This window comes from Streptomyces lonarensis (assembly GCF_012033735.1).
Taxonomy (GTDB): Bacteria; Actinomycetota; Actinomycetes; order Streptomycetales; family Streptomycetaceae; genus Streptomyces; species Streptomyces lonarensis.
The window spans coordinates 1-21,372 of the sequence record NZ_JAAVJD010000051.1; the positions used below are offsets into that span (position 1 = coordinate 1).

Annotated in this window: 23 protein-coding genes; 7 read left to right on the forward strand and 16 right to left on the reverse strand. The window is 70.3% G+C overall.

Features of this window, described 5'->3' with window-relative positions:
- Positions 1-162 precede the first annotated feature (162 nt).
- A complete protein-coding gene (locus HCN56_RS09395) occupies positions 163-444 on the forward strand; it encodes a hypothetical protein (RefSeq protein WP_167969064.1) in 282 nt (93 codons plus the stop codon).
- A 216-nt stretch (positions 445-660) separates the two neighbouring features.
- On the opposite strand, the gene HCN56_RS09400 is transcribed toward HCN56_RS09395, so the two are convergent.
- The 6 genes from HCN56_RS09400 to HCN56_RS09425 all read right to left on the reverse strand — a co-directional run bounded on the left by HCN56_RS09400 (position 661) and on the right by HCN56_RS09425 (position 5,494).
- Positions 661-855, reverse strand: coding sequence for a hypothetical protein (locus tag HCN56_RS09400; protein ID WP_167969065.1), 195 nt, complete (start codon positions 853-855; stop codon positions 661-663).
- A 167-nt stretch (positions 856-1,022) separates the two neighbouring features.
- Complete coding sequence (locus HCN56_RS09405; RefSeq protein ID WP_167969066.1) at positions 1,023-1,337, reverse strand: hypothetical protein; 315 nt, start codon at positions 1,335-1,337, stop codon at positions 1,023-1,025.
- Positions 1,303-1,905 carry a hypothetical protein gene (locus tag HCN56_RS09410; protein WP_167969067.1) on the reverse strand — a complete coding sequence of 201 codons (603 nt, stop codon included), beginning with the start codon at positions 1,903-1,905 and terminating at the stop codon, positions 1,303-1,305. Before HCN56_RS09410 ends, HCN56_RS09405 begins: the two co-directional genes overlap by 35 nt.
- Positions 1,902-2,747: a hypothetical protein gene (locus HCN56_RS09415; protein WP_167969068.1), complete on the reverse strand. Its 846-nt coding sequence runs from the start codon at positions 2,745-2,747 to the stop codon at positions 1,902-1,904. The genes HCN56_RS09410 and HCN56_RS09415 overlap by 4 nt, the downstream gene beginning before the upstream one ends.
- A 45-nt stretch (positions 2,748-2,792) precedes the next feature.
- Entirely contained in the window at positions 2,793-3,365 is a 573-nt protein-coding gene (locus tag HCN56_RS09420; RefSeq protein WP_167969069.1) for a hypothetical protein, read from the reverse strand.
- Positions 3,362-5,494 carry a hypothetical protein gene (locus HCN56_RS09425; RefSeq protein ID WP_167969070.1) on the reverse strand — a complete coding sequence of 711 codons (2,133 nt, stop codon included), beginning with the start codon at positions 5,492-5,494 and terminating at the stop codon, positions 3,362-3,364. The genes HCN56_RS09420 and HCN56_RS09425 overlap by 4 nt, the downstream gene beginning before the upstream one ends.
- 350 nt (positions 5,495-5,844) lie before the next feature.
- Between HCN56_RS09425 and HCN56_RS09430 the strand changes: the two genes are divergently transcribed.
- Positions 5,845-6,114, forward strand: a complete 270-nt coding sequence (locus HCN56_RS09430; RefSeq protein ID WP_167969071.1) for a hypothetical protein — start codon at positions 5,845-5,847, stop codon at positions 6,112-6,114.
- A 177-nt stretch (positions 6,115-6,291) separates the two neighbouring features.
- Here HCN56_RS09430 and HCN56_RS09435 read toward each other — a convergent pair whose 3' ends face one another.
- From HCN56_RS09435 to HCN56_RS09475, 9 genes are all read right to left on the reverse strand, one after another.
- The gene (locus tag HCN56_RS09435) at positions 6,292-6,750 is read right to left on the reverse strand and encodes a hypothetical protein (RefSeq protein ID WP_167969072.1); all 459 of its coding nucleotides are present in this window, start codon (positions 6,748-6,750) and stop codon (positions 6,292-6,294) included.
- Between the two features lie 42 nt (positions 6,751-6,792).
- Positions 6,793-7,233, reverse strand: coding sequence for a hypothetical protein (locus HCN56_RS09440; RefSeq protein ID WP_167969073.1), 441 nt, complete (start codon positions 7,231-7,233; stop codon positions 6,793-6,795).
- Positions 7,224-7,916 (reverse strand): hypothetical protein, encoded by a 693-nt coding sequence (locus tag HCN56_RS09445; RefSeq protein ID WP_167969074.1) that lies wholly within the window; start codon positions 7,914-7,916, stop codon positions 7,224-7,226. The genes HCN56_RS09440 and HCN56_RS09445 overlap by 10 nt, the downstream gene beginning before the upstream one ends.
- A gap of 137 nt (positions 7,917-8,053) precedes the next feature.
- Positions 8,054-8,773 (reverse strand): hypothetical protein, encoded by a 720-nt coding sequence (locus tag HCN56_RS09450; RefSeq protein ID WP_167969075.1) that lies wholly within the window; start codon positions 8,771-8,773, stop codon positions 8,054-8,056.
- Positions 8,774-8,829: 56 nt separating this feature from the next.
- Positions 8,830-9,525 (reverse strand): hypothetical protein, encoded by a 696-nt coding sequence (locus HCN56_RS09455; RefSeq protein WP_167969076.1) that lies wholly within the window; start codon positions 9,523-9,525, stop codon positions 8,830-8,832.
- 235 nt (positions 9,526-9,760) lie between these two features.
- Positions 9,761-10,414, reverse strand: coding sequence for a hypothetical protein (locus HCN56_RS09460; protein WP_167969077.1), 654 nt, complete (start codon positions 10,412-10,414; stop codon positions 9,761-9,763).
- Positions 10,415-10,590: 176 nt separating this feature from the next.
- The gene (locus HCN56_RS09465; RefSeq protein ID WP_167969078.1) at positions 10,591-11,424 is read right to left on the reverse strand and encodes a hypothetical protein; all 834 of its coding nucleotides are present in this window, start codon (positions 11,422-11,424) and stop codon (positions 10,591-10,593) included.
- A gap of 206 nt (positions 11,425-11,630) precedes the next feature.
- On the reverse strand, positions 11,631-12,323 hold the full coding sequence (locus HCN56_RS09470; protein ID WP_167969079.1) for a hypothetical protein: 693 nt from the start codon (positions 12,321-12,323) through the stop codon (positions 11,631-11,633).
- Positions 12,324-12,513: 190 nt separating this feature from the next.
- Positions 12,514-14,175: a DNA repair helicase XPB gene (locus HCN56_RS09475; protein WP_167969080.1), complete on the reverse strand. Its 1,662-nt coding sequence runs from the start codon at positions 14,173-14,175 to the stop codon at positions 12,514-12,516.
- A 196-nt stretch (positions 14,176-14,371) separates the two neighbouring features.
- Here HCN56_RS09475 and HCN56_RS09480 point away from each other — a divergent pair, with 196 nt between their 5' ends.
- The 5 genes from HCN56_RS09480 (at position 14,372) to HCN56_RS09500 (ending at position 18,289) form a co-directional block, all read left to right on the forward strand.
- Complete coding sequence (locus tag HCN56_RS09480) at positions 14,372-15,721, forward strand: AAA family ATPase (protein ID WP_167969081.1); 1,350 nt, start codon at positions 14,372-14,374, stop codon at positions 15,719-15,721.
- Entirely contained in the window at positions 15,672-16,304 is a 633-nt protein-coding gene (locus tag HCN56_RS09485) for an RloB family protein (protein ID WP_167969082.1), read from the forward strand. Before HCN56_RS09480 ends, HCN56_RS09485 begins: the two co-directional genes overlap by 50 nt.
- A gap of 103 nt (positions 16,305-16,407) precedes the next feature.
- Positions 16,408-16,572: a DUF5993 family protein gene (locus tag HCN56_RS09490; RefSeq protein ID WP_167969083.1), complete on the forward strand. Its 165-nt coding sequence runs from the start codon at positions 16,408-16,410 to the stop codon at positions 16,570-16,572.
- Positions 16,572-17,216: a disulfide bond formation protein B gene (locus HCN56_RS09495; RefSeq protein WP_167969084.1), complete on the forward strand. Its 645-nt coding sequence runs from the start codon at positions 16,572-16,574 to the stop codon at positions 17,214-17,216. Before HCN56_RS09490 ends, HCN56_RS09495 begins: the two co-directional genes overlap by 1 nt.
- Before the next feature lie 203 nt (positions 17,217-17,419).
- Positions 17,420-18,289: an NAD(P)H-binding protein gene (locus tag HCN56_RS09500; protein ID WP_167969085.1), complete on the forward strand. Its 870-nt coding sequence runs from the start codon at positions 17,420-17,422 to the stop codon at positions 18,287-18,289.
- A 142-nt stretch (positions 18,290-18,431) separates the two neighbouring features.
- Here the strand turns inward: HCN56_RS09500 and HCN56_RS09505 are convergent, their stop codons facing one another.
- Positions 18,432-21,161 carry a helicase-associated domain-containing protein gene (locus HCN56_RS09505; RefSeq protein WP_167969086.1) on the reverse strand — a complete coding sequence of 910 codons (2,730 nt, stop codon included), beginning with the start codon at positions 21,159-21,161 and terminating at the stop codon, positions 18,432-18,434.
- Between the last annotated feature and the right edge of the window lie 211 nt (positions 21,162-21,372).

The following is a 21,372-nucleotide window of genomic DNA, read 5'->3' on the forward strand; positions in this document are numbered from 1 at the left end:
GGCCCTCCCGGGGGCCCACCTCGGGGAGGACCCGGGAGGGCCCGCGACCGGCGTCCCGGAGACGGGTCGGGGGTGACCGGTACCTGGGTCCGACCTAAGCGGTACCAGGGGTGGGACCTTGGACCGATGCGCGCGGGGCGGTGCCGGGCGGACAGTGGAGCCATGGCTACCACGACGTTCACCCCGGCCCCCCGCCCCTCCGCCCACGGCGCCACCGCCCTGAGCTCGCTGACCGCCCAGGCCGCCGGCCTCGTCGGCCACGACCCCGCGGCAGCGGTGCCGCCGGCACGCCGCGGCCGCTTCGGCGGGGCGCTCCGCACCGCCCGCGTCCTCGCCGGTGTCGTCACCGACGTCGTCCTCCTCGGCCGCACCGACCCGGGGGACGGCCCCGACACCACGCCCACCACCCACGTCCCCACCGCCCGCGGCCCGGCCGCAGGCTGACCGCCGCAGGCGGTTCGCCGGCCGCGCCGGCGCGCGGCCCGTGGCCGGGCCGACACCTCACCTGCCCGGGCGACGGTTGCACGGCGGGTTGAGGCTCCGGGGCTGTCCGGGGTGCCGCGGTCGTGACGCCACCGTGGCGGTTGCGGTGGCGACAACGGCGGAACCGGCGCCCGCCCTACGCCGCCGAGGCGTACCGGACCCTGAGCGTGGCACCGTTCATGGGCGCCTGCCGTCGCCGAAGCCGCGGCGGAGTCCGAAGCCCAGGGTGACGGCGGCGATCAGCCCGCCGACCCCGACAAGGCCGAGGGCCAGCTGCTCGCGACCGTCGAGGCGAAACGCCTGCACCAGCGCCAGCACACCGGCCAGGGCGGCGACGGCGACGAAGAGGCGAAGCCAGGTCAACGGAGCCATGGCTACTCCTGTCGTTGAGGGGTGTCCCTGCGGATACCCCTCCGTTCGGCCAGTAGGCGAACGCCGTCAGGATCCGGCCACCGGCGAGCACCTTCCGTCGGCGCTGAACCAGCCCGACCTGCTCCGGGGCGACGGTGGCCACGGTTCCAGGACGGGCCGAGCGGTACTTACCCTGGAGCGCCCGGCCGTGATGCTGTGCAGTGCTCCTCAGCGCGGGCCGCGACGGGTTGGATGAGCTCGCTCACCACCTCGACAGCCTCGTCCTCGTCCTTCGGATACATGCTGACCACCGACACGTAGTACGGGTCGAGCTCGCCATCGAACGGGCACTGGGCCACGGCCCCCGCAGCCCCCGGCCATGCCCGAGCCTCGAAATCGCCCTCCACCGCGACGCTCTTCCGCTCCGGGTCGCCACGCATCGCGTACGACTGCCACGGGGGCGTCTCGCTATTTTGGTTCTCCGTCAGGAGCAATTTCTTCACAGCGCTCCTCGACGTACCGCGCTACAGGCTGGATGATTTCGCTGACCATTGCAAGCGCGTGTTCCTCTTCTTCGGGGTGCGTGCTCACCACGGCCACGTAGTAGTCCTGAGGGTTCCCCTGAAAAGAGCACTGAGTCAGTGCGCTGGCAGCGCCGGGCCACGCCTGGGCCGGATATTCCCCCGGTACGACCGTGGGGCTTGCGTCGTCACTGATCGATCGCCGAACCATTGAGGTCTGATATGGCGGGCGACCCATGTCTTGCGGCTCGTCGAAGTGAGCGTCCACGGAAAGTACCAGAAAGCCGTCGACTTCGTAGTTGCAGCGGTATGATCCGTAGCGTTCCCGGTTGGCGGTCTGTTCGCGAACCACTTTGACCTCCTCTCCGCCGGGGAAGAACGAAGCAAACTTCTGCTGCTCGATGGGCAGATCGCAGAGCTGCTCCGGAAGCGCATAATCCCGACTTGGGGGCGGTGGTGGATCGGTGCTTTCTGCGGGGGGAGTGCAGCCTGCCAGAGATCCCCCGAGAAGGGTGATGGTGCACAGCCTACGGAGTGTGTTCGGAGTCATTGAATTTTCATTCCCCTGACGCGGCCGCCGGTGAAGTGTGCTCGAGCGGCTTCCTTGGCTGACTCTTTGAGGGTGGTCACGTCCAGCGAGTCCGGCACGGCTGAGCCGTAAATGTTCTGCAGTGCTGCATCAATGGCCTTTTCGACGGTCGCCTCTTGGCGCACGTCCGCCTCGTACATCACGCGAACTTCTTCGTCTTTTGCTGCTCGCGCTCGCTCCTCCTCCAGGTCGGCATAGAGGCCCGCATTTATTTCGTCGAGGATCTTCGCGGTTGCCGTGCCGGCGAACGGGATGTCCTGGGTGGCGAAGTCGGAACCGGCGTTGAATGTACGTTCCGTCCACTTCTTCCAGGTGGACAGGTCGTGTGCGCTCATCTCTTGCCGATGTGTTTCCGAGGAGCTGGCCTCTGCCATGATGCCGGCCACGACGGAGCCGGGCTCCACTGCTCGCCTCAGGCGGCCCTCTTGCGTTTCGTCACCGAAAGAGAGCGCATTCTCGACCATCAGGGTGGTCCAGGCAGAAGAAGCGCCGTCGATGGAAGCTGAAGCGTCGCTGTCCATCGCGAGTTGGTAGAGCAGCTGCTCGGTGTTCGGTAGCTCCTCGCGAGGGCCCGGGCTGTGAGGGATCTCGCTGTTGTCGACGAGTGAGGCGTGGACGGCGGCGATGTGTTCGGCGGTGATCATGCCGATGCGTGAGGCGCGGTAGGCGTGGTCGCCCTTGGGTGCGAGGAGGTGGGTGCGGTCCTCGTAGTAGGTCGCCGGCGGGGTCGGGCGTTTCCCCCGTTCGCGGTCGCCGTAGGTGGTGGCCTGGCCGGGAATGTCCTGCCAGTGGCGGATGTCCACGGTCCTTCACCGGTGTGCGCAGTCCCAGGTCGGCAGCTGGGGGCCTCACTCTGTAGCCTGGTTTTTGAGGGTGTTGCAGTGTTGCTGGGCGTGTTCCGTGACGGGCTGGATGAGTTCTGAGACCAGCGCCAGTGCGAGGTCTTCGTCGTCCGGATACATGGTGATGACGGAAGTGAAGTAAGGGCGGGTCTCGCCCTCGAATGTGCACTCGGTCACGGCGCTGGCCAGTCCCGGCCATGCCCATGCTTCGTTAGAGCCAGGAACGGCGACGGGTTCCTGCTTGGGGTAGCTTCGAAGCCCGTAATCGTATGGAGGGTCCGCCACGCCTCGGTCGGTGTAGAACTGGGCGTGGAGCTTGATGACGGGCACTCTGTCAACGCGATGCTCGCAGCTAAATGTACCGCTCTCCGCATCGACGAAGTTGTGGTCAACTTCAAGGCTCTCGCCGGGAGGAAACACTGGGTCGAGGTCCAGGTCGAGAGGCGGCATGTCGCAGAGTGCTTGCGGTATATCGTATAGTCGTTTCGGCTCTTCCTCCGCTTCGCTCGAGGTGCAGCCTGCGGTGCTCAGGAGTACCAGAAAAGCGGCCGCCCCGATGAACCAGTGGTTCCTGGTCAATTGCTTGCACCCTTCGTGCGGCCGATCGCGTACGCGCTGTTTGCGTGCCCTCTGGCCATGTCTTTGTATCGCTCTGCGTCAACGTCGTCGGGCAGTGGGTCTCCGTACTTGTTGTGCAGGGCGGCTTCGACGGCGGTTGCGGCTCCTGCCTCGTTCTGCACTTCTGAGTCGTAGCGCACCTCTGCTCTTTTGTCGGCGGCGTTCCGCGCCTTGTCTTCTTCCAGCCCTTTGTAGAGTTCTGCGTTGATTTCGTCGAAGATCTTGGCGGTGGCGGTTCCTGCGAAAGGCAGGTTCTTGGTGGCTGTGTCGGAGATGGTGTTGAGGAAGCGCTCGGACCATTTCTTCCGGGTGGATAGGGAGCCCTCGTCCATGACCCCCTCGTAGGCCGACGCGGCCCGGGATTCCGCCATGATGCCCGCGGTGGTTGAACCAGGTGCTACCGCTCGGTAGAGAAAATCATCCACGGAGCCCTCAAAGTTCTCGTTGTCCATAGCTTGTTCGACTGCGAGTGCGGTCTGGGCGCTGGAGGCGCCTTCGATGGCGGCGAAGGCGTCCTTGTCGAGGGCGAGTTGGTAGAGCAGTCGTTCGGTGTTGGGGAGGTTCGTGCGGGGCTGGTCGGGGCGGTTGGGGATGTCGCTGTAGTCGCCGAGGGTGGTGTGGACGACGGCGATGTGTTCGGCGGTGATCATGCCGATGCGTGAGGCGCGGTAGGCGTGGTCGCCCTTGGGTGCGAGGAGGTGGGTGCGGTCCTCGTAGTAGCGGAAGACCTCGATGGCGAGGTCTTGTTGTTGCTGGGTGGGTGGGTCGGTGGCGAGGGATTGGTCGGCGTCGGGGGTGCGGCCGGTGGTGGCGGCGACGAGGGCGTCGGTGAGGCCGTGGCGTTCGGGGTTGGAGGGGGTGAGGGGGTATTCGGGGCCGGGGCGGGCGCCGTCCTCGTCCTCGCCTTGGAGCATGAGGTAGTCGAAGTGGTCGGTCATGACCAGGGTGGCGGCGTGGGGGTTGTTGTGGGCGATCATGCCCAACTGGCGGTCGAGGAGGTCGACGGAGCGGATCTCGCCGGGTTCGCCGTAGGCGGCGTGGCGCCACTTCTGGGGGTCGGTGGCCTCGGCGGTGATCATGTCGTCGGTCAGCAGGTACAGGTACTGGGCCGACGCGGGCTGGTTGGTGGCTTCGAGGTGGTTGATGATTCGTTCGTAGCCGTAGTAGGTCTCGCGGGGGTCGCCGGCGGGGTCGGGTGTCCTGGCCAGTTCGCGGTGGCCGTAGGCGGTGGTCTGGTCGAGGATGTCCTGCCAGCGTCGCCCCTCCGCGGTCCGCAGCCACTCCTGGAACTCCGGATCATCCGGGTGGGCGTCCTGCAGCTTCGCCGGGACGCGGGTAGTGGTGGCCAGGACGGTGCCGATGCCCCGTTCGACCTTCGACACCAACGGCAGCAGCGCGGGTGAGATGGAGCTGCCCAGCTGCATCAGCCCCTCGACACCCAACGCGTCGGCGAGGGCGTCGGCGAACGCTTGGTTGTCCCCGTGCTGGTCCAGCACGTCCGCCACCCACGCCTGCTGGACCGGGTTGCCGCGCAGCAACGGACCGGCCGCGTCCGCGACCTGCCGCGCCAGGGCTGCCGCGCCGCGGTTGCCGACCGGGGGCGGCGTGCCGCCCGGCTCCGGCAGCAGCGCGTTGACCGCGACAGCGACCTCGCCCTCGGTCCGCTCCGCGTGTTCCAGCAGCCGGCGCAGCTGAGAGGCGTATTCCTCGCTCGCCGCGAGGTGTTCCGGCTCGGGCTCGTAGATTCCCACCTGCTGCCACAGCGCCGCGACATCGTCCCGCAGGCCGCGCATCCGCTGGTCGATCGCCTGCATCTCCTGCACGTACCGCGTCAGCAACCGCACCAGACCACGGCCGTCCTCACCCAGATCCTCACCACCGCGACGCACACTGCGCGTCGTGGCCAGCAACTCCTCGGTGTGATCGGTCGCGTAGCTGCCGCCGAACGCCTGGAAGGTGTGATGGGTGTCGGCGCTGTCGGCCTCGACCGCCGCGGCCGACCGACTCAGCGTCCCGATCAGCCGCTCCAACTCCGCCAGATCCCCCGAGTACGACGGTATGTCCCCCACACCGATCAACGACCCGCCCACGTCACTGCCCCCTCTGCCTGCCTGCGGACCGCGCCCGTCCCGGACACCGCCGCTCTTCCCACCCCTGCCGGCGGGGCTCCGCCCCGCGGTGATCTCATCTGTAGCAGCGCCGACAACGCGGGTGCAACGGGTGACCGGCGGATGTCACAGTGTTGTGCCACCCACCGGCGGAGCCAGACAGGCATGGGTGGCGAGGCAGCGCGCGAATTCAGTCGTCCGAGTGGCACGCCGCGCCGCGACGCGGTGGGCGTCGTTGTACGGGTGAGGACGCACGGGCGGCAGCCCGGCGCCAAGCCTTGCCGGTCCTGCCAGCCGTGGGCCCGGCGACGACGTGAGGAGCTGGGTTCACCATGACCGGAATGCGACAGACGGCCCGCGCAGCCGTGGCGGCGTGTGCCGCCGTCCTGCTGACGCCCGCGGTGGCCGCGGCGGCCGACGGCGGCACGGTGCCGGGTCAGCGGCTCGCGGCCCTGGGCACGTCGGCCGCCCAGCAGATGGTGGAGACCGGAGAACTGCTGGGGAAGGTCACTGAGGGCACGCCGCTCCAGCGGGACGAACCGCATCTGCTGAAGGACGACGAACTGCGGCTGCCGCTGTTGCCGGAGAAGCAGCTCCGCTGACGCGACGTCGCACGGCGATCGGCCCCGGGCGTTCTCCCTGCCCGGGGCCGATCGCCGTGCGGCTGGTCGTCAGCGGACGATGGTCTGGACTTCTTCGACGGGGATGTCGAGGGCGGTGGAGAACTCGCCGTCGGGGAGGGTGCCCGAGCCGCCGAGGGAGTCGGACCAGGTGACTTCCTAGGTCAGGGCTGCGGAGAGGGGGTGTGTCGTGCCGTTGGTGGTGGCGCGGGTGTAGGTGATGCCGCACGGGGGTGAGCCGCTGGCGCCGGGGGTCCAGGCGGTGCCGATGGTGCCGTCGGTGGCCTCGCAGGTGCCACTGGTCGGGTGGGTGGTGGCGTCTGCGGTGCCGGGGTCGAGGGTGAGTCGGGCCGGCGTGGCGGTTGTTTCGGCCCAGAGGCCGTAGCCGTCGAGTTCGGCGCGGATCGATACCGGTTCGAAGGCGGCGTTGTCCAGCCAGATCCAGGTGGGGAGGTTGACCTTCTGGGGTACGTCGGCGGGGTTGAGGGAGACCTCGGTGTCGGGGACACGGGTGCGCTCCCAGGCGAGTTCGGCCAGCAGTGTGGAGTCGACGACTCCGGGGCCGGGTTCGGGGGCCTCCGTGAAGTCCACCCAGAAGGTCCGGCTGCGGCATGCCATCTGGCCTTGGTGGTCGGGGTGTTCGCGGTTGATGACTAGTGTTCAGAACATGCCCTCGCCTTGCATTTCCCGGTTGTATTCCGGGTACTTGCCCTCCTCGCCGTATTGTTCCTCGTGGCTGGCGTCGATGCTCTCCCGCATCTCGTCCGGCCAGATATCGCGGTTGGTGTTGGCGTAGAAGTCTCGCCAGTGCCGGGCCATCTCCTCGGGTGTGTGCGTCGGTGCGTAGTAGCACGCGGGCGGTTCCCACGGAGTCGAGCTCTTCAGCGCGCCCGTGCCGCCGCCCCCGCGCGTGACGGTGAAGGTGATCCGCGCCTGCGCGTTGATCTCGCCGGACTCGTGCCCCGCATCCGTTTTCTCACCCGGCGGTGGATCCAGATTGCCGTCGCCGATGCGGTCGTCGGCATGTGCGGTGCTGACTGAGACCAACAGGGCGAGCGAGCAGGCCGTCGCGGTGCCAACGATCCTCTCTGTCAGGCGCATTCGTCAGCCTCGCGCACGCCGCCGTAGTCGACTGTCTGCCAGACGTCGTCTTCGTTGAGTTCGAGCCGCGTCGTGTAAAGCGCGGCTTTGGCCTCAGGGTCGGGGGGCGACAGGACCTCACGGCTGTCCTTGTCGACGTTGGCGACTTCGGAGAACTCACGACAGAACGACACGGTTGCCGTCGTGTCGTCGACAGCGGTGGCAGTGCGGTTGAAGATGCGTGCCTCGCCACTGGGTACCCGATTCGCTTCGATCAACGGTGCGATCAGGTCCATCGTCGCGAGGAGCGCGTCTCCGGTGATGTAGTAGCTGAGCGCCGGGTATTCGGTGTCCTGGTGGATGATCGCGGCGTCCACCGCGTCGAAGTAGCCGCGGCTGTCGCGGAGGATGGCGTCCGTGGTTTCGTCGCCGGTCTCGTCGTCCTCGTAGATGTTCTCGAAGTCGTCGCCGAGGTCGATCTCGGGGCGGTCGGAGTCCGTGTCGTCGTCAGCGGTGTCTTCTTCGGGGGCTTCCGTGTCGGTGTTGTCCTCGCCGTCGTTCTCCGTCGCGCTCTGGCCCGCCCCGGGGATCGGGTCGTCGGTGGAGCTGTCGTCCCCGCCGCCGCAGGCGCCGAGGACGAGCGCGGTGCAGACCACGGCGGACACGGTGGCCGTCGTGCGACGGACCCGGCGAACACTGCTCACAACCCACTCCAGTCCTCAGGCGATCCGACCAACCTACGCACCGGCGCGGCAGGGCTGTAGGGACGGATGGTGACAGTCCTGTCACAGTGCGCGTGAAGGGGTGGGCGTGCGGCGCCGGCGGGCGCTGGGTGGGTTGGTCAGCGGACGATGGTCTGGACTTCTTCGACGGGGATGTCGAGGGTGGTGGAGAACTCGCCGTCGGGGAGTGTTCCCGAGTCGCCGAAGGAGTCGGACCAGGTGACTTCCCAGGTCAGGGCTGCGGAGAGCGGGTAGGCGCTCCGGTCGGTGGTGGCGCGGGTGTAGGTGATGCCGCACGGCGGTGCGCTGCTGGCGCCGGAGGCCCAGGCAGTGCCGATGCTGCCGTCGGAGGCCTCGCAGATGCCATCGGTCGGTGGGTGGTGCGTCTGCGGTGCTGGGGTCGAGGGTGAGTCGGGCCGGCGTGGCGGTTGTTTCGGCCCAGAGGCTGTAGCCGTCGAGTTCGGCGCAGATCGATACCGGTTCGGTGTCGTCCAGCCAGATCCAGGTGGGGAGGTAGACCTTCTGCGGTAGTCGGGGGATTTGCCCACTTCGCCGTACTGCTCCTTGTGGTTGGCGTCGAAGCTCTCCCGCATGTCGTCTGCCCAGATGTCGCGGTTGGTGTTGGCGTAGAAGTCTTGCCAGTGCCGGGCCATCTCCTCGGGCGTGTATGTAGGGGCGCAGTAGCACGCGGGCGGTTCCCACGGGGTGGCGCTCTTCAGCGCGCCTGTCCCGCCGCTCCCGCGCGTGACGGTGCAGGTGATCCGCGCCTGCGCGTCGATCTCGCCGGACTCGTGCCCAGTTTCCGTTTCCGGCGCAGTGGAGTTGCCGTCTCGGATCACTTCGTGGTGTTCGTCACGCTCGCTGGCTCATGCACTCTGAGTAGTCAAACCGATCGTCAGGACCCTGAGTGAAGCAACCAGTGCTTTCTCGCCTGAGGTCGGCTGCACTCGGCGGCACGTCGTTCGCCGCTCTCCTCGACGGTCTGCCACACGCCCTGGTCGTTCAGCTCAAGGCGCGTGTAGTAGATCGTCGCCTCGGCCGACGCGTCCGCCGCAGACGTCACCTTCCCGGTCGCGTGATCGACGTCTGTCACTTCGGAGAAGTCGCGGCAGAGAGAGACTGCCGCGGCGCCGTCTTCGAGGAGGGTCACGTCCCGTCCGAAGATCCTTGCCTTCCCGGTCTGCACGGTTCCTGAACCCACCATGCCCTCGATCAGCTTGATGGAGCTCACGAGGGCATCCCCCGTGATGTAGTAGCTCAGCGCCGGGTGTGCGGCGTCCTGGTGGTTGATCGCGGCGTCCACGGCGTCGAAGTATCCGCGGCTGTCGCGGAGGATGGCGTCCTTGACCGCGTCGCCGGTGCTTTCGTCCTCGTAGATGTTCTCGAAGTCATCGCCGAGGTCGATCTCGGGGCGGTCGGAGTCCGCATCGTCGTCAGCGGTGTCTTCTTCGGGGGCTTCCGTGTCGGTGTCGTCCTCGCCGTTGTTCTCCGTCGCGCTCTGGTCCGCTCCGGGGATCGGGTCGTCGGTAGAGCTGTCGTCCCCGCCGCCGCAGGCACCGAGGACGAGCGCGGCGCAGACCACGGCGGACACGGTGGCCGTGCGACGGACCCGGCGAACACTGCTCACAACCCACTCCAGTCTTCAGGCGATCCGACCAACCTACGCACCGGCGCGGCAGGGTCGTCCGTTCCGCCTCCGGTCTCGCCCGGTCTCTCGTCGTCAATGTAACCGTCGCCCCTGTCTCGCCCGTTTGCCTATGCGCTCTGAACGGACGTGGACGCCAAGACCACTGCACGCAGCAGAGCCACAGCCCCTGCCCTGTGAGTCAGTTGCATTCAGAGGCCCCCCGCTCTCCGCGGTACTCGATGGTCTGCCAGACACCGACGTCGTTGAGTTCGACCCGGGTGACGTAGAGCGTCGGTTTGGCGGAGGGGTCGGCGGGTGTGGCGATGTCGCCGCTGTCGTGGTCGATGTCATCCACCTCCGAAAAATCCCGGCAGAACGAGACCGCGGCAGTCTCCTCGTCGAACACTTCGACCGAGCGATTGAAGATGCGGGCAGTGCCAGAGGCGGATTCGCCTTTGCCGACGATCGTGCTCACGAGGTCGACGCTCGCGACGAGCGCGTCTCCGGTGATGTAGTAGCTGAGCGCCGGGTGTTCGGTGTCCTGGTGGATGATCGCGGCGTCCACGGCGTCGAAGTAGCCGCGGCTGTCGCGGAGGATGGCGTCCGTGGTTTCGTCGCCGGTCTCGTCGTCTTCGTAGATGTTCTCGAAGTCGTCGCCGAGGTCGATCTCGGGGCGGTCGGAGTCCGTGTCGTCGTCAGCGGTGTCTTCTTCGGGGGCTTCCGTGTCGGTGTTGTCCTCGCCGTCGTTTTCCGTCGCGCTCTGGTCCGCTCCGGGGATCGGGTCGTCGGCAGAGTCGTCGTCCCCGCCGCCGCAGGCGCCGATGAGGAGCGCGGTGCAGACCACGGCGGACACGGTGGCCGTCGTGCGACGGACCCGGCGAACACTGCTCACAACCCACTCCAGTCTTCAGGCGATCCGACCAACCTACGCACCGGCGCGGCGGGGCTGTAGGGACGGATGGTGACATTCCTGTCACAGGGCGCGTGAAGGGGTGGGCGTGCGGCGCCGGCGGGCGCTGGGTGGGTCGGTCAGCGGACGATGGTCTGGACTTCTTCGACGGGGATGTCGAGGGTGGTGGAGAACTCGCCGTCGGGGAGGGTGCCCGAGCCACCGAGGGAGTCGGACCAGGTGACTTCCCAGGTCAGGGCTGCGGAGAGCGGGTAGGCGCTCCGGTCGGTGGTGGCGCGGGTGTAGGTGATGCCGCACGGGGGTGAGCCGCCGGCGCCGGGGGTCCAGGCGGTGCCGATGGTGCCGTCGGTGGCCTCGCAGGTGCCACTGGTCGGGTGGGTGGTGGCGTCTGCGGTGCCGGGGTCGAGGGTGAGTCGGGCCGGCGTGGCGGTTGTCTCGGCCCAGAGGCCGTAGCCGTCGAGTTCGGCGCGGATCGATACCGGTTCGAAGGCGGCGTTGTCCAGCCAGATCCAGGTGGGGAGGTTGACCTTCTGGGGTACGTCGGCGGGGTTGAGGGAGACCTCGGTGTCGGGGACGCGCGTGCGCTCCCAGGCGAGTTCGGCCAGCAGTGTGGAGTCGACGACTCCGGGGCCGGGTTCGGGGGCCTCCGTGAAGTCCACCCAGAACGTCCGGGCCGCGCACGCCATCTGGCCTTGGTGGTCCGGGTGTTCGCGGTTGATGACCCGCGTCCAGAACATGCCCTCACCCTGGAGGGTTTTGTTGTAGTCGGGGAACTCGCCCGCTTCGCCGAACCGGGCCTCATGGCTTGCGTCGAAGCTCTGCCGCATGTCGTCTGCCCAGATGTCGCGGTTGGTGTTGGCGTAGAACTCGTCCCAGTGCGCGGCCATCTCCTCGGGCGTGTGTGTCGGGGCGTAGTAGCACGCCGGGGGCGACCAGGACGTGGAGCTGTTCAATGCACCGGACCCACCGCCCCCGCCGGTAGCGGTGAAGGTAATCCGGGCCTGCGCATTGAGCTGGCCGGCCTCATGGCCCGCATCCGTTTCTTCGGCTTCCTGCTGTTCCCGGTGTTGCCCGTCTCTTTCGTTGGCCACAGCAGTCCCTCCCAAGAGCACCGAGCCCACGGCCAGAGCGCAGGGTGCGGAGATGGCTGCTCGTCTGGTCAGGAACACTCTGAAGCCTCGCCTTCGATCCGGTGGGACTCTGTCTGCCAGACTCCTGCGTCATTGAGTTCGAGGCGCGTTGTGTAGAGAGAAGGCTTCGCAGACGCGTCAGCGGGTGACTTAGTTTCGCCAGTTGCGTTGTCGACGTCCGTCACCTGTGAGAAATCGCGACAGAACGAGACAGAAGCTGAACGATCGTCGTAGACGACGACGTTTCGGTTGAAGAGCCTCGCGCTCCCGACCTGCGCGGTGCCGGAATCGATCAGCCGCCCTACCAGATCAACGGAACTCGTAAGTGCCTCGCCGGTGATGTAGAAGCTCAGCGCCGGGTGTTCGGTGTCCTGGTGGTTGATGGCGGCGTCCACGGCGTCGAAGTAGCCGCGGCTGTCGCGGAGGATGGCGTCCGTGGTTTCGTCGCCGGTCTCGTCGTCTTCGTAGATGTTCTCGAAGTCGTCGCCGAGGTCGATCTCGGGGCGGTCGGAGTCCGTGTCGTCGTCAGCGGTGTCTTCTTCGGGGGCTTCCGTGTCGGTGTTGTCCTCGCCGTCGTTTTCCGTCGCGCTCTGGTCCGCTCCGGGGATCGGGTCGTCGGTGGAGCTGTCGTCCCCGCCGCCGCAGGCGCCGATGAGGAGCGCGGTGCAGACCACGGCGGACACGGTGGCCGTCGTGCGACGGACCCGGCGAACACTGCTCACAACCCACTCCAGTCTTCAGGCGATCCGACCAACCTACGCACCGGCGCGGCAGGGCTGTAGGGACGGATGGTGACAGTCCTGTCACAGTAAGCGGGGGTGGGTGTCGGCAAGCACGCTCACGGAGCGGGGGCGGGACGGCCGTTCTCACCGTCCCCCCCCCGCCCCCGCCCCGCGTCGCTGCGGTGCCGCGTCACCCCTCCGCGTCGGGCTCCGGAGCTTCTTCCAGGTCGGAGGCATCGACGATGCGGTAGGCGTAGCCCTGCTCGGCGAGGAAGCGCTGCCGGTGCGCGGCGAAGTCCTGGTCGACGGTGTCGCGGGCGACGACCGAGTAGAACCGCGCCTCGTGTCCGTCCGCCTTCGGCCGCAGCACGCGGCCAAGCCGCTGCGCCTCCTCCTGCCGGGAGCCGAAGGTGCCGGACACCTGGATGGCGACGGTCGCCTCCGGCAGGTCCACCGAGAAGTTGGCGACCTTCGACACCACCAGTACGTTCAACTCCCCGTTGCGGAAGGCGTCGAAGAGCTTCTCCCGCTGCGCGTTGCTGGTCTCGCCCTTGATCACGGGTGCGTCGAGTTGCTCGCCCAACTCGTCGAGCTGGTCGATGTACTGGCCGATGACGAGGGTCTGTTCGCCGGCATGGCGACGGACGAGGCGTTCGGTGACGCGGCGCTTGGAGTCGGTGGTGGCGCAGAAGCGGTACTTCTCGTCGGACTCCGCCGTCGCGTACGCGAGGCGCTCGCCGTCGGTCAGGTCGACGCGGACCTCGACGCAGTCGGCCGGGGCGATGTAGCCCTGGGCCTCGATCTCCTTCCACGGCGCGTCGAACCGCTTGGGGCCGATGAGGGAGAACACGTCGGACTCACGGCCGTCCTCGCGCACCAGCGTCGCGGTCAGGCCGAGGCGGCGCCGGGCCTGCAGGTCGGCGGTGAACTTGAAGACCGGCGCGGGCAGCAGGTGGACCTCGTCGTACACGACGAGCCCCCAGTCACGGGAGTCGAACAGCTCCAGGTGCGGGTAGACGCCCTTCCGGCGAGTGGTCAGCACCTGGTAGGTGGCGATGGTGACCGGCCGGATCTCCTTGCGCGCGCCGCTGTACTCGCCGATCTCGTCCTCGGTCAGCGAGGTGCGGCGGATCAGCTCCGTCTTCCACTGCCGGGCCGAGACGGTGTTGGTGACCAGGATCAGCGTCGTCGCCTTCGCCGTGGCCATGGCTCCCGCGCCGACCAGGGTCTTGCCCGCGCCGCAGGGCAGTACGACGACGCCGGACCCGCCGTGCCAGAAACCCTCGACCGCCTGCTGCTGGTAGGGCCGCAGCTGCCAGCCCTCCTCCCGCAGCTCGATCGGGTGGGCCTCGCCGTCGACGTAGCCGGCGAGGTCCTGCGCCGGCCAGCCCAGCTTGAGCAGGGTCTGCTTGATCTGCCCGCGCTCGGAGGGGTGGACCACCACGGTGTCGGGGTCCACCCGCTGGCCGACGAGCGGCTTCACCTTCTTCGAGCGGAGGATCTCCTCCAGCACCGGCCGGTCGGTGCTGGTCAGCACCAGCCCGTGCGCCGGGTGCTTGGAAAGGGTGAGCCGGCCGTACCGGGACATGGTGTCCGCCACGTCCACCAGCAGCGCCTGCGGCACCGGGTAGCGGGAGTAGGTGAGCAGCGCGTCCACGACCTGCTCGGCGTCGTGGCCGGCGGCGCGGGCGTTCCACAGACCGAGCGGCGTCAGCCGGTAGGTGTGGATGTGCTCCGGTGCCCGCTCCAGCTCGGCGAAGGGCGCGATGGCCCGGCGGCAGTCGGCCGCCTTCTCGTGGTCGACCTCCAGCAGCAGCGTCTTGTCGCTCTGCACGATCAGTGGCCCGTTCACACGCACTCCTCCGTCCGGGACCGCACGGCCCGGAAACGGGCCAAGCTTCCAGTGTCGCACCCACCCGGACGGAACCCGGGTGAGCCGGCTCACCCGACCGAGTGATCGCGGCAGACGCGCAACCAGAAGTCCGCTACCGTCGTTCTTTGACGTCAGGAGCAGTGAAACCGCAGTCCATCTACGTCGAGGGGACCCCATGCTGCTTCGCTTCCGGGTGACCAACCACGCATCGCTGCGCCAGGAGCAGGAGCTTTCGCTGATCGCCGAGCGACCCCGTGACGGACGCGTGGAGCGGGCGGTCCCGCGGGGCGACCACCAGGCGGTCGCCGTGGCGGGCATCTTCGGTCCCAACGCCTCCGGCAAGTCCAACGTGATCAACGCGATGGTGTGGATGCGGGCGGCTGTGGCGCACTCCTTCGCCCACTGGGCACCCTCGGGAGGAGTGCCGCGCCGACCGTTCGCGCTGGACCGTGACGCCGGTGTGCCGAGCACGTTCGTCGTGGACGTCGTCATCGACGGGGTCGCGTACGAGTACGGCTTCAGTTGCGATGACCGGGAGTTCACCGAGGAATGGCTGTACTCCTACCCCGAGGGACGGCGCCGCAAGTTGTTCGAGCGCACTGCGGGAGAGCCGCCGGAGTTCGGGCGCAGCCTCACGGGCGGGGTTCGTACGATGGCCAGGTTGACGCGCCCGAACAGCCTCTTCCTTTCGGTGGCGGCGGCGCAGAACCACGACCTCCTGGGCAGGATCCACCACTGGTTCGACCGCTGCTTCCGATCCGCGACCGACCATGATCTCGCCGACCGGCTGCGTTTCACGGCCGACCACTACCTCTCGGGCGCGGCGGCCGGCGAGCCGATCATGCAGTTGCTCCGTTACGCGGACTTCGGCATCGGGGAGCTGATGCTGGCGGAGGCCGAGCTCGAGCTCGAAGCGGAGCACCGCCTGCTGGAGCGGGCGCTCCGTCAGGCCATGGGGGAGCGTGCCGTCCGCGTCGAGTCCGATCCGACCGATCGGGTCCGGCTGGAGCACCGGACGGAGGAGGGCAGCTTCGTCCTCGGCCTGGCCGAGGAGTCGAGCGGGACCCGGACCTGGGCGGGGCTGCTCGGGCCCGTCTTCTTCACTCTGGCTCACGGCACACTGCTCTGCGTCGACGAGCTCGACGCGCGGCTCCACCCCAACCTCACCGACGCGCTGGTCGGACTGTTCCAGTCTCCCGACGTGAACGTGAACGGGGCGCAGCTGGTCTTCAGCACGCACGAGCCGGCTCTGCTCGGGCACAACACCCGGACCGAGTTGGGGCGCGACCAGATCTGGCTGACGGAGAAGGGGGCGGACGGTGCCACTGCTCTGTTCCCGCTCTCCGACTTCCAGGTGAGGGACTCGTCGGAGAACAAGGAGAAGCGCTACCTGGTGGGCCGGTACGGGGCGGTCCCCTTCTTCGACGAGCGCATTCTCGAATCGATCGTGGCGGCACTCAGGGGTGGGAGCGGGGATGGGACGACGACCGAAGGCGCTGGGCCGGGGCGGGAGGAAGTCGCCTGAGAAGCGGCGTGTCCTGGTCTACTGCGAGGACGCCTGCGCCGGGCGGCAGTACTTCCAGGGGCTTCGTGCGGACCTCCGTTTCCACCCGGTGCAGATAGCGATCGGAGAGGGGTGCGGTGAGCCGCTGGGGCTCGCTCGCGACGCGGTGGCCCACCGGCAGCGAGCGCCACTCAGCCCGGCCGACCGCCGGAGCGCCCACGACGAGGTCTGGTGCGTCATCGACGTCGAGAGCCCGCCGCACGCGCGGCTTCAGGACGCCCTGACGCTCGCCCGTGAGGAGGACATCCGAGTCGCGCTCACCAACCCGTGTTTCGACCTCTGGATTCTGCTGCACTTCGCGGACGTCACCGCTCATGTGCTGCCGCGTGCGCTGCAGAAACGCATCGAGAAGGAGACGGCCTGCGGGTTCACCGCGCAGCACAAGCACCTGCGGTACGAGGCGCTGGACGGGCTGCACCAGGCAGCCGCCGGTCGGGCCGAGGCCATCCGGCGCCGAGCCGAGCAGATGGGCCGGTGCGATCCGCTGACGGCCAACCCGTGGGTCGACATCGATCGCATGGTCGCGGAGCTCCGGCGCGGTTGAGAGCGTTCGGCTGGTTGGTCGAGCGCTGGGCCGAACGGGTGGTGCGGGGGTGTGAAGGGGCGAGGTGCGCTTCGGAGTGCCCCCCGTTGGTTAGCTTCCGCCCATGGACACTCTGATCTTCGCCGGGCTGCTGGCCACCTGGTACGCGCTGGTCCGGGAGCGGTCGCGGGCGGGGGCGGTGGCCGGCTGGTGGGTGGCGGCGCTCGCCGCAGCCGGGCTTTTCGCCTTCCTGATCAGCGGCAACCTGTCCATGGGGCTGAACTTCTGATGGCGGTCCTCATCCCGGACCGGCTGGCGCAGACCGGGGAGCGGCCGGCCGCTCTGGAGACCGGCCAGTACTGGTTCGCGTGCTGTTTCGTGCTCGGCTGGTCCGGTGTGCTGACCGCCGGGCTGTCCTACCAGTTCGCCACCGGGTACCTGCCCTGCGCGCTCTCGGTCCTCCAGCGTGTCTTCATGGTCCTCGCGCTGCTCGCCGCGGCGATGATTGTGCGCCGGGGGCTGGCGGGCGGGCTCTCCAGCAGGGACCACATGCGTGGCTGGGGCATGGCGCTGGTGGCCTGCGTCGGGGGCGCGCTGGTCGCCGGCCGGCAGACGATGCTGCACGTCACGCCGGGCGACCCGGGGTTCGGTGGACGGGCCCTCGGGCTCCACCTCTACGTCTGGGCGCTGCTGCTCTTCCTGGCGGCGATCCTGGTGCTCGGTCTGGTGATGACCGTGGCGCACCGCACGGGCGAGGCGCCCGGGCCGGTTCGGGGCGGGGCGCAGCGGTTCGGGTGGTTCGTGCTGGTGGTGGCCGGTGCGGTGATCGCCGCGTGCGTGGTGGTGACCTTCGCACAGCAGGGGTTCCACGCACGCATCCCCGGTGACCCCGACCAGTACCGGCTCTTCCACGACCTGCGGCTGAAGGGCTGAAGGGCTGAACGGCTGAGGGACCGCGGCGCGGGCGGGCGGCGTCGCCGGCCACGGAGGGTGCGCGCCGGCGTGGTGGCTGCGGGGCTGCGGGGCTGCGGCGGGCGGCTCCGTGGTGTCCCCTGGGGGGAGGGCGCACGCGGTGGCGGTCACATGAGGCGACGACTCCCGGCGTGGGCCCGGTCCGAGCGAGAGGAGACCGCGTCGTGCGGATCGCTGTGAGCACCCCGAACGGGAACGTCGGGCGCCACCTGACCGGCATGCTGGTCAGGGCCGGGGTACGCCCCCTGCTGTTGACGCGGGGCCCGGGCCGCGTCCCCGACGCGCTCCTCGCCCACGTGGACGTGGCCGAGGCGGATTCCTGGGACCGGGACCAGGTGGTGGCGGCGACGCGGGGCGTGGACGCCGTCCACTGGGTCGACCCCACCTCGTTCTCCGCCGACCCTGCGGCGGACCACGCGCGCGCGACGGAGTCGATCGTCGCCGCGGTCCGGGAGAACGCCATCCCACGGGTGGTGTTCCAGAGCAGCGTCGGAGCGGAGAAGCGGCACGGCGCGGGGGAGATCGACGGCCTCGCCGCCACCGAGGTCGCCCTGGACGGGCTGGGCATCGACGTCACCCACCTCCGCTGCGGCTACTTCTGCACCAACCTGGCGCTCCAGGTCGACGACATCCGCGCGGGCCTGCTCCGGACGCTGCTGCCGCTGGACGCACCGATGGCGTGGGTCGCACCGCGGGACATCGCCGAGGTCGCGGCGACCACGCTGCTCAACACCGCCTGGCACGGGCGCCGCGTGCAGGCGGTCCACGGGCCGGTGGACCTCAGCTGGGCCGAGGTGGGGGAGATCCTCGGGGCCGAACTCGGGCGGACGGTGGCGGTGGAGCGGGTCGAGGACGAGGCGATGCGCCGGGAGTACCTGGCCGCCGGAATGCCGCCCGCGCTGGTGGAGGCGCTGCTCGGGATGTCGATCGGACTGCGCGACGGGTTCGTCCCCGAGCAGCCGCGCTCCGTGGTCTCGACGACGCCGACCACCCTCCGTGCGTGGGTGCGGGAGGAACTCGCCCCGATGCTCTGACGCCGGCCAGTACGCCCGCCGCCCCGCACGCCCGCCGGCGGCGCCGCCCGAACGCCGACGCCGCCCCCGCCGACGCCGCGCCGCCACCGATCACCGCCGCTCGCGCGGCGGCCCCGAGGCCCCGGCGTCTCCCGACCGCGGGTCAGCCGACGGCGGGGGCGGCGCCGGTGATGCGGTGCAGCGGGTAGGTCCGCACCTCCTCGGCGGTGTGGTCGAACGCCGTGACGAAGCCGCCCTCGACCCGCACCGGCGCCAGTACCCGCTGCGTGGCGACGCCGTCGGCGCCCACGTAGCCGATCCAGACCAGCGAGTCGCCTCCGGCCGCCGCGCGCAGCAGCCGCAGCGTCTCGGCCGGTTCCGTCCGGGGCATCGAGGCCGGCGGGTCGGAGGGCGGGCGGCCGCCGGCGGTGGGTGCCGCGCCCGCCGCGTGGTCGCCGGAGCGGATCGCCCGCACCGCCGCCCGCAACAGCGAGGCGTCGGTGCCGGGCGGGCCGTCCGGCTGCGGCTCGGGGGCGGAGCGCGGCGGGGTCCGCCGGGGCGGCGTGGACGCCCCCACGGCGACGCCGCCGTCACTGCTCTCGGCGGACGGCGCGTAGCCGTGCTCCTTGAGCGCGGCCAGCAGCAGGTCGCCGCCGGCGGGGCCGACCAGCACGGTCGGCGCGATCCGGCGCAGCCGCAGTGGTGCGAGGCGGCGGTCCGCCAGCACCTGGTCGAGGGTGGCCTCGTCCTCGCAGGTGACGTACCCGGCGGCGGTGCCGGCGCGGAGCCGGCCGTGGCGCCGGGCCACGTCGTCGACGAGGTAGCTCAGCGGCTGTGGCACCGGCGTGCGGGAGTGCTCCGCGAGGAAGGCGTGCAGCTCGGCCGCGGTGCGGCCGGCGTCCAGCGCCCGCCGCACCGACGCCGGGCTGAAGCGGTAGACGGTGGCGCCGCCGGTGGATTCGACGTCCGCGGCGTCGCCGAGGGCGCGGGCCAGGTCCCGGACCAGCGGCCCCGGGGCGACGGCGGTCATGTCGGCCTGCAGGAGGAAGTGGTCGAGGGGCTCGGGCAGCAGCGGTGCGAGCAGTTCGGCGGCGGACGCGGCCGCCGCGGCGGGGTCCACCTCCGCGTCGGCCGACGGCTCGGCGGCCGAGCTGTCGTCTGCCGCGTCCTGCCCTGCCGTGGCTGCCGTGACGGCGGAGGCGGCCGGGGCGGCCGGCTCCGCCGAGCCGTCCGTCGCCGCGACCACGGCGGACGCTTCAGACTGCGGCGTCTGTGCGGTGTGCGGCGCGCCCGGTCCGGTCGCGGCCGGGTCCGCCGGGTCCGCCGCGTCCGCCGCCGGGGACGGCGCCGCTTCGCGCGTCGCCGTGAGGAGGGCGACCGCGGCGTGGTCCGGTTCGGTGGCGCGCGCGTGGGCGGCGGCCAGCAGCGGCCGGGCGAAACCGGCGACGGCGCCGTGGGCGGTGACCCCCAGGTGCTCGGCCTCGGTCAGCACCGCGGAGCACAGCAGCTCCCGCAGCGTGTCCGGCATGCGACGCGGCGCCTGCCAGCGCAACCGCTCGCGCACCGCCGACTGCTCGGGTGCGGCGCCGGGCTCGACCGAGGCCATCAGCGTCAGCACGCGCAGCCGCAGTTCCGGGGCGGGACCGCGGTCGAGCCCGGGGCCCAGCGCGGCCAACGACCGGTCCGCGGGGCGGCCGCGCGCCGCGCCCTGCTGCGGGACGCGTTCGCCGACCAGCGCGGCGCACCGCGTGGTGTCGAGCCAGGTGGCGGCGAGCCGGGTCCAGCGCTCCGGCGAGGTGAGCCGCAGCCACTCGTCGGAGGCGGGCGTCGGCGCGTAGCGCTCGTCCGTGCCGCCGTCGGAGGCCACCAGCCCTGCCGCGTAGGCGAGTTCCGCCCAGAACGCCGCCTCGGGCTCGGGGATGTCCAGGGCGACCGCGGCGCGCTTGAGTTCCCGCACGCCGAGCCCGCCGGTGCGCAGCACGGCGGGGGGCTCGCGCTCCCAGAGGTCGAGCAGCGCCTCGGTGAGGGCCAGCGCGCGGTGCGCCTGGCCGGCGGCGACCACGTCGGTGCGCTCGGCGCGGTGGTGGGTGTGGATCGTGAGCTCGGGCGGGTCGGGCCGCAGGTCGCGGTGGGAGCGGCCGCCGCGCAGCGCCAGTGCCACCTCACGCGGCAGGACGACGGTGCCCGGTGCGGTCGGCACGAGCAGCGCGTGGTCCAGCAGCCACCGCAGGTGCGGCGCGGGCCGCGCGGAGACCTCGCCCTGCGGCGGCCCCCACATCAGCCGCCGCAGCACGTCGTGGCTGTGGTCGGGTGCCTCCGCCAGCAGGGAGCTCAGCCGGTCGGTGTCGGAGAACAGTTCGGCGAGGGCACGGGCGGCACCGACCGGATCGGCGGTGGCACGCAGCCCGTTGGCGGCGAGCAGTTCCTGCGCGCGGCGCGGGGAGAGCGCGGTGACGGTCTCGCCGAGCGTCGGGCCCAGCCCGGTGGGGCCGGGGCGCTGCGGGGTCGGCGCGAGCAGTTCCTGCGCCGTGCGGACCAGCCGCATGGCGGTGGGCGGGCCCCAGAGCAGCGCGCGGGAACGCAGCGTGGCCAGGGCTTCCGCCAGGCGGTGCTCGCCGTCGCGCAGCAGGACGGCGAGGTCGTCGAGGGAGCAGGGCGGCCCGGCGACGGCGAGGGCTTCGGCCGTCTGGAGGCCGAAGGTGTCGAGGCGGTCGAGGGCCCGCTGCACGGAGGCGCGGGTGCCGGCCCGGGTGGCGAGCTGCGAGAGATCGCCCGGCAGGGGCGAGAGCAGGTCGGGGCGGGCGAGCAGCAGCCCGGCCAGATCGGAGTCGGTGCGCGAGCGCAGCTCGTCGGCGAGAGTGCGGGGGTTGCTCCCGCTGGTGACCTGGCTCATCCGCACCACGGTACCGGTAAGGGGCGCCGCCGGTACCGTCCGGATGTGCGCCGGTCGGGCGTCGGGCGCAGATCCGGGCGGTCGCGGGCCGCCGCGACGGGCCTGTGGGGGAGCCGGCGGCGCCGGCCCGGGGCAGCCGTCCGCGACCGCGCCACAACGCGGTCGCCCGGGGCCCGGCCGCGCGTTCCGCAACGGCGCGCCGCGCCTTGCC

What these genes read in the sequence shown, in the direction of transcription:
- HCN56_RS09435 (WP_167969072.1), bottom strand. Translation starts at nt 6,750, where the DNA reads ATGGCATGCCGCAGCCGGACCTTCTGGGTGGACTTCACGGAGGCCCCC.
- HCN56_RS09430 (WP_167969071.1), top strand. Translation starts at nt 5,845, where the DNA reads ATGACCGGAATGCGACAGACGGCCCGCGCAGCCGTGGCGGCGTGTGCC.
- HCN56_RS09485 (WP_167969082.1), top strand. Translation starts at nt 15,672, where the DNA reads ATGGGACGACGACCGAAGGCGCTGGGCCGGGGCGGGAGGAAGTCGCCT.
- HCN56_RS09490 (WP_167969083.1), top strand. Translation starts at nt 16,408, where the DNA reads ATGGACACTCTGATCTTCGCCGGGCTGCTGGCCACCTGGTACGCGCTG.
- HCN56_RS09440 (WP_167969073.1), bottom strand. Translation starts at nt 7,233, where the DNA reads ATGCGCCTGACAGAGAGGATCGTTGGCACCGCGACGGCCTGCTCGCTC.
- HCN56_RS09495 (WP_167969084.1), top strand. Translation starts at nt 16,572, where the DNA reads ATGGCGGTCCTCATCCCGGACCGGCTGGCGCAGACCGGGGAGCGGCCG.
- HCN56_RS09410 (WP_167969067.1), bottom strand. Translation starts at nt 1,905, where the DNA reads ATGACTCCGAACACACTCCGTAGGCTGTGCACCATCACCCTTCTCGGG.
- HCN56_RS09400 (WP_167969065.1), bottom strand. Translation starts at nt 855, where the DNA reads ATGGCTCCGTTGACCTGGCTTCGCCTCTTCGTCGCCGTCGCCGCCCTG.
- HCN56_RS09505 (WP_167969086.1), bottom strand. Translation starts at nt 21,161, where the DNA reads ATGAGCCAGGTCACCAGCGGGAGCAACCCCCGCACTCTCGCCGACGAG.
- HCN56_RS09395 (WP_167969064.1), top strand. Translation starts at nt 163, where the DNA reads ATGGCTACCACGACGTTCACCCCGGCCCCCCGCCCCTCCGCCCACGGC.
- HCN56_RS09480 (WP_167969081.1), top strand. Translation starts at nt 14,372, where the DNA reads ATGCTGCTTCGCTTCCGGGTGACCAACCACGCATCGCTGCGCCAGGAG.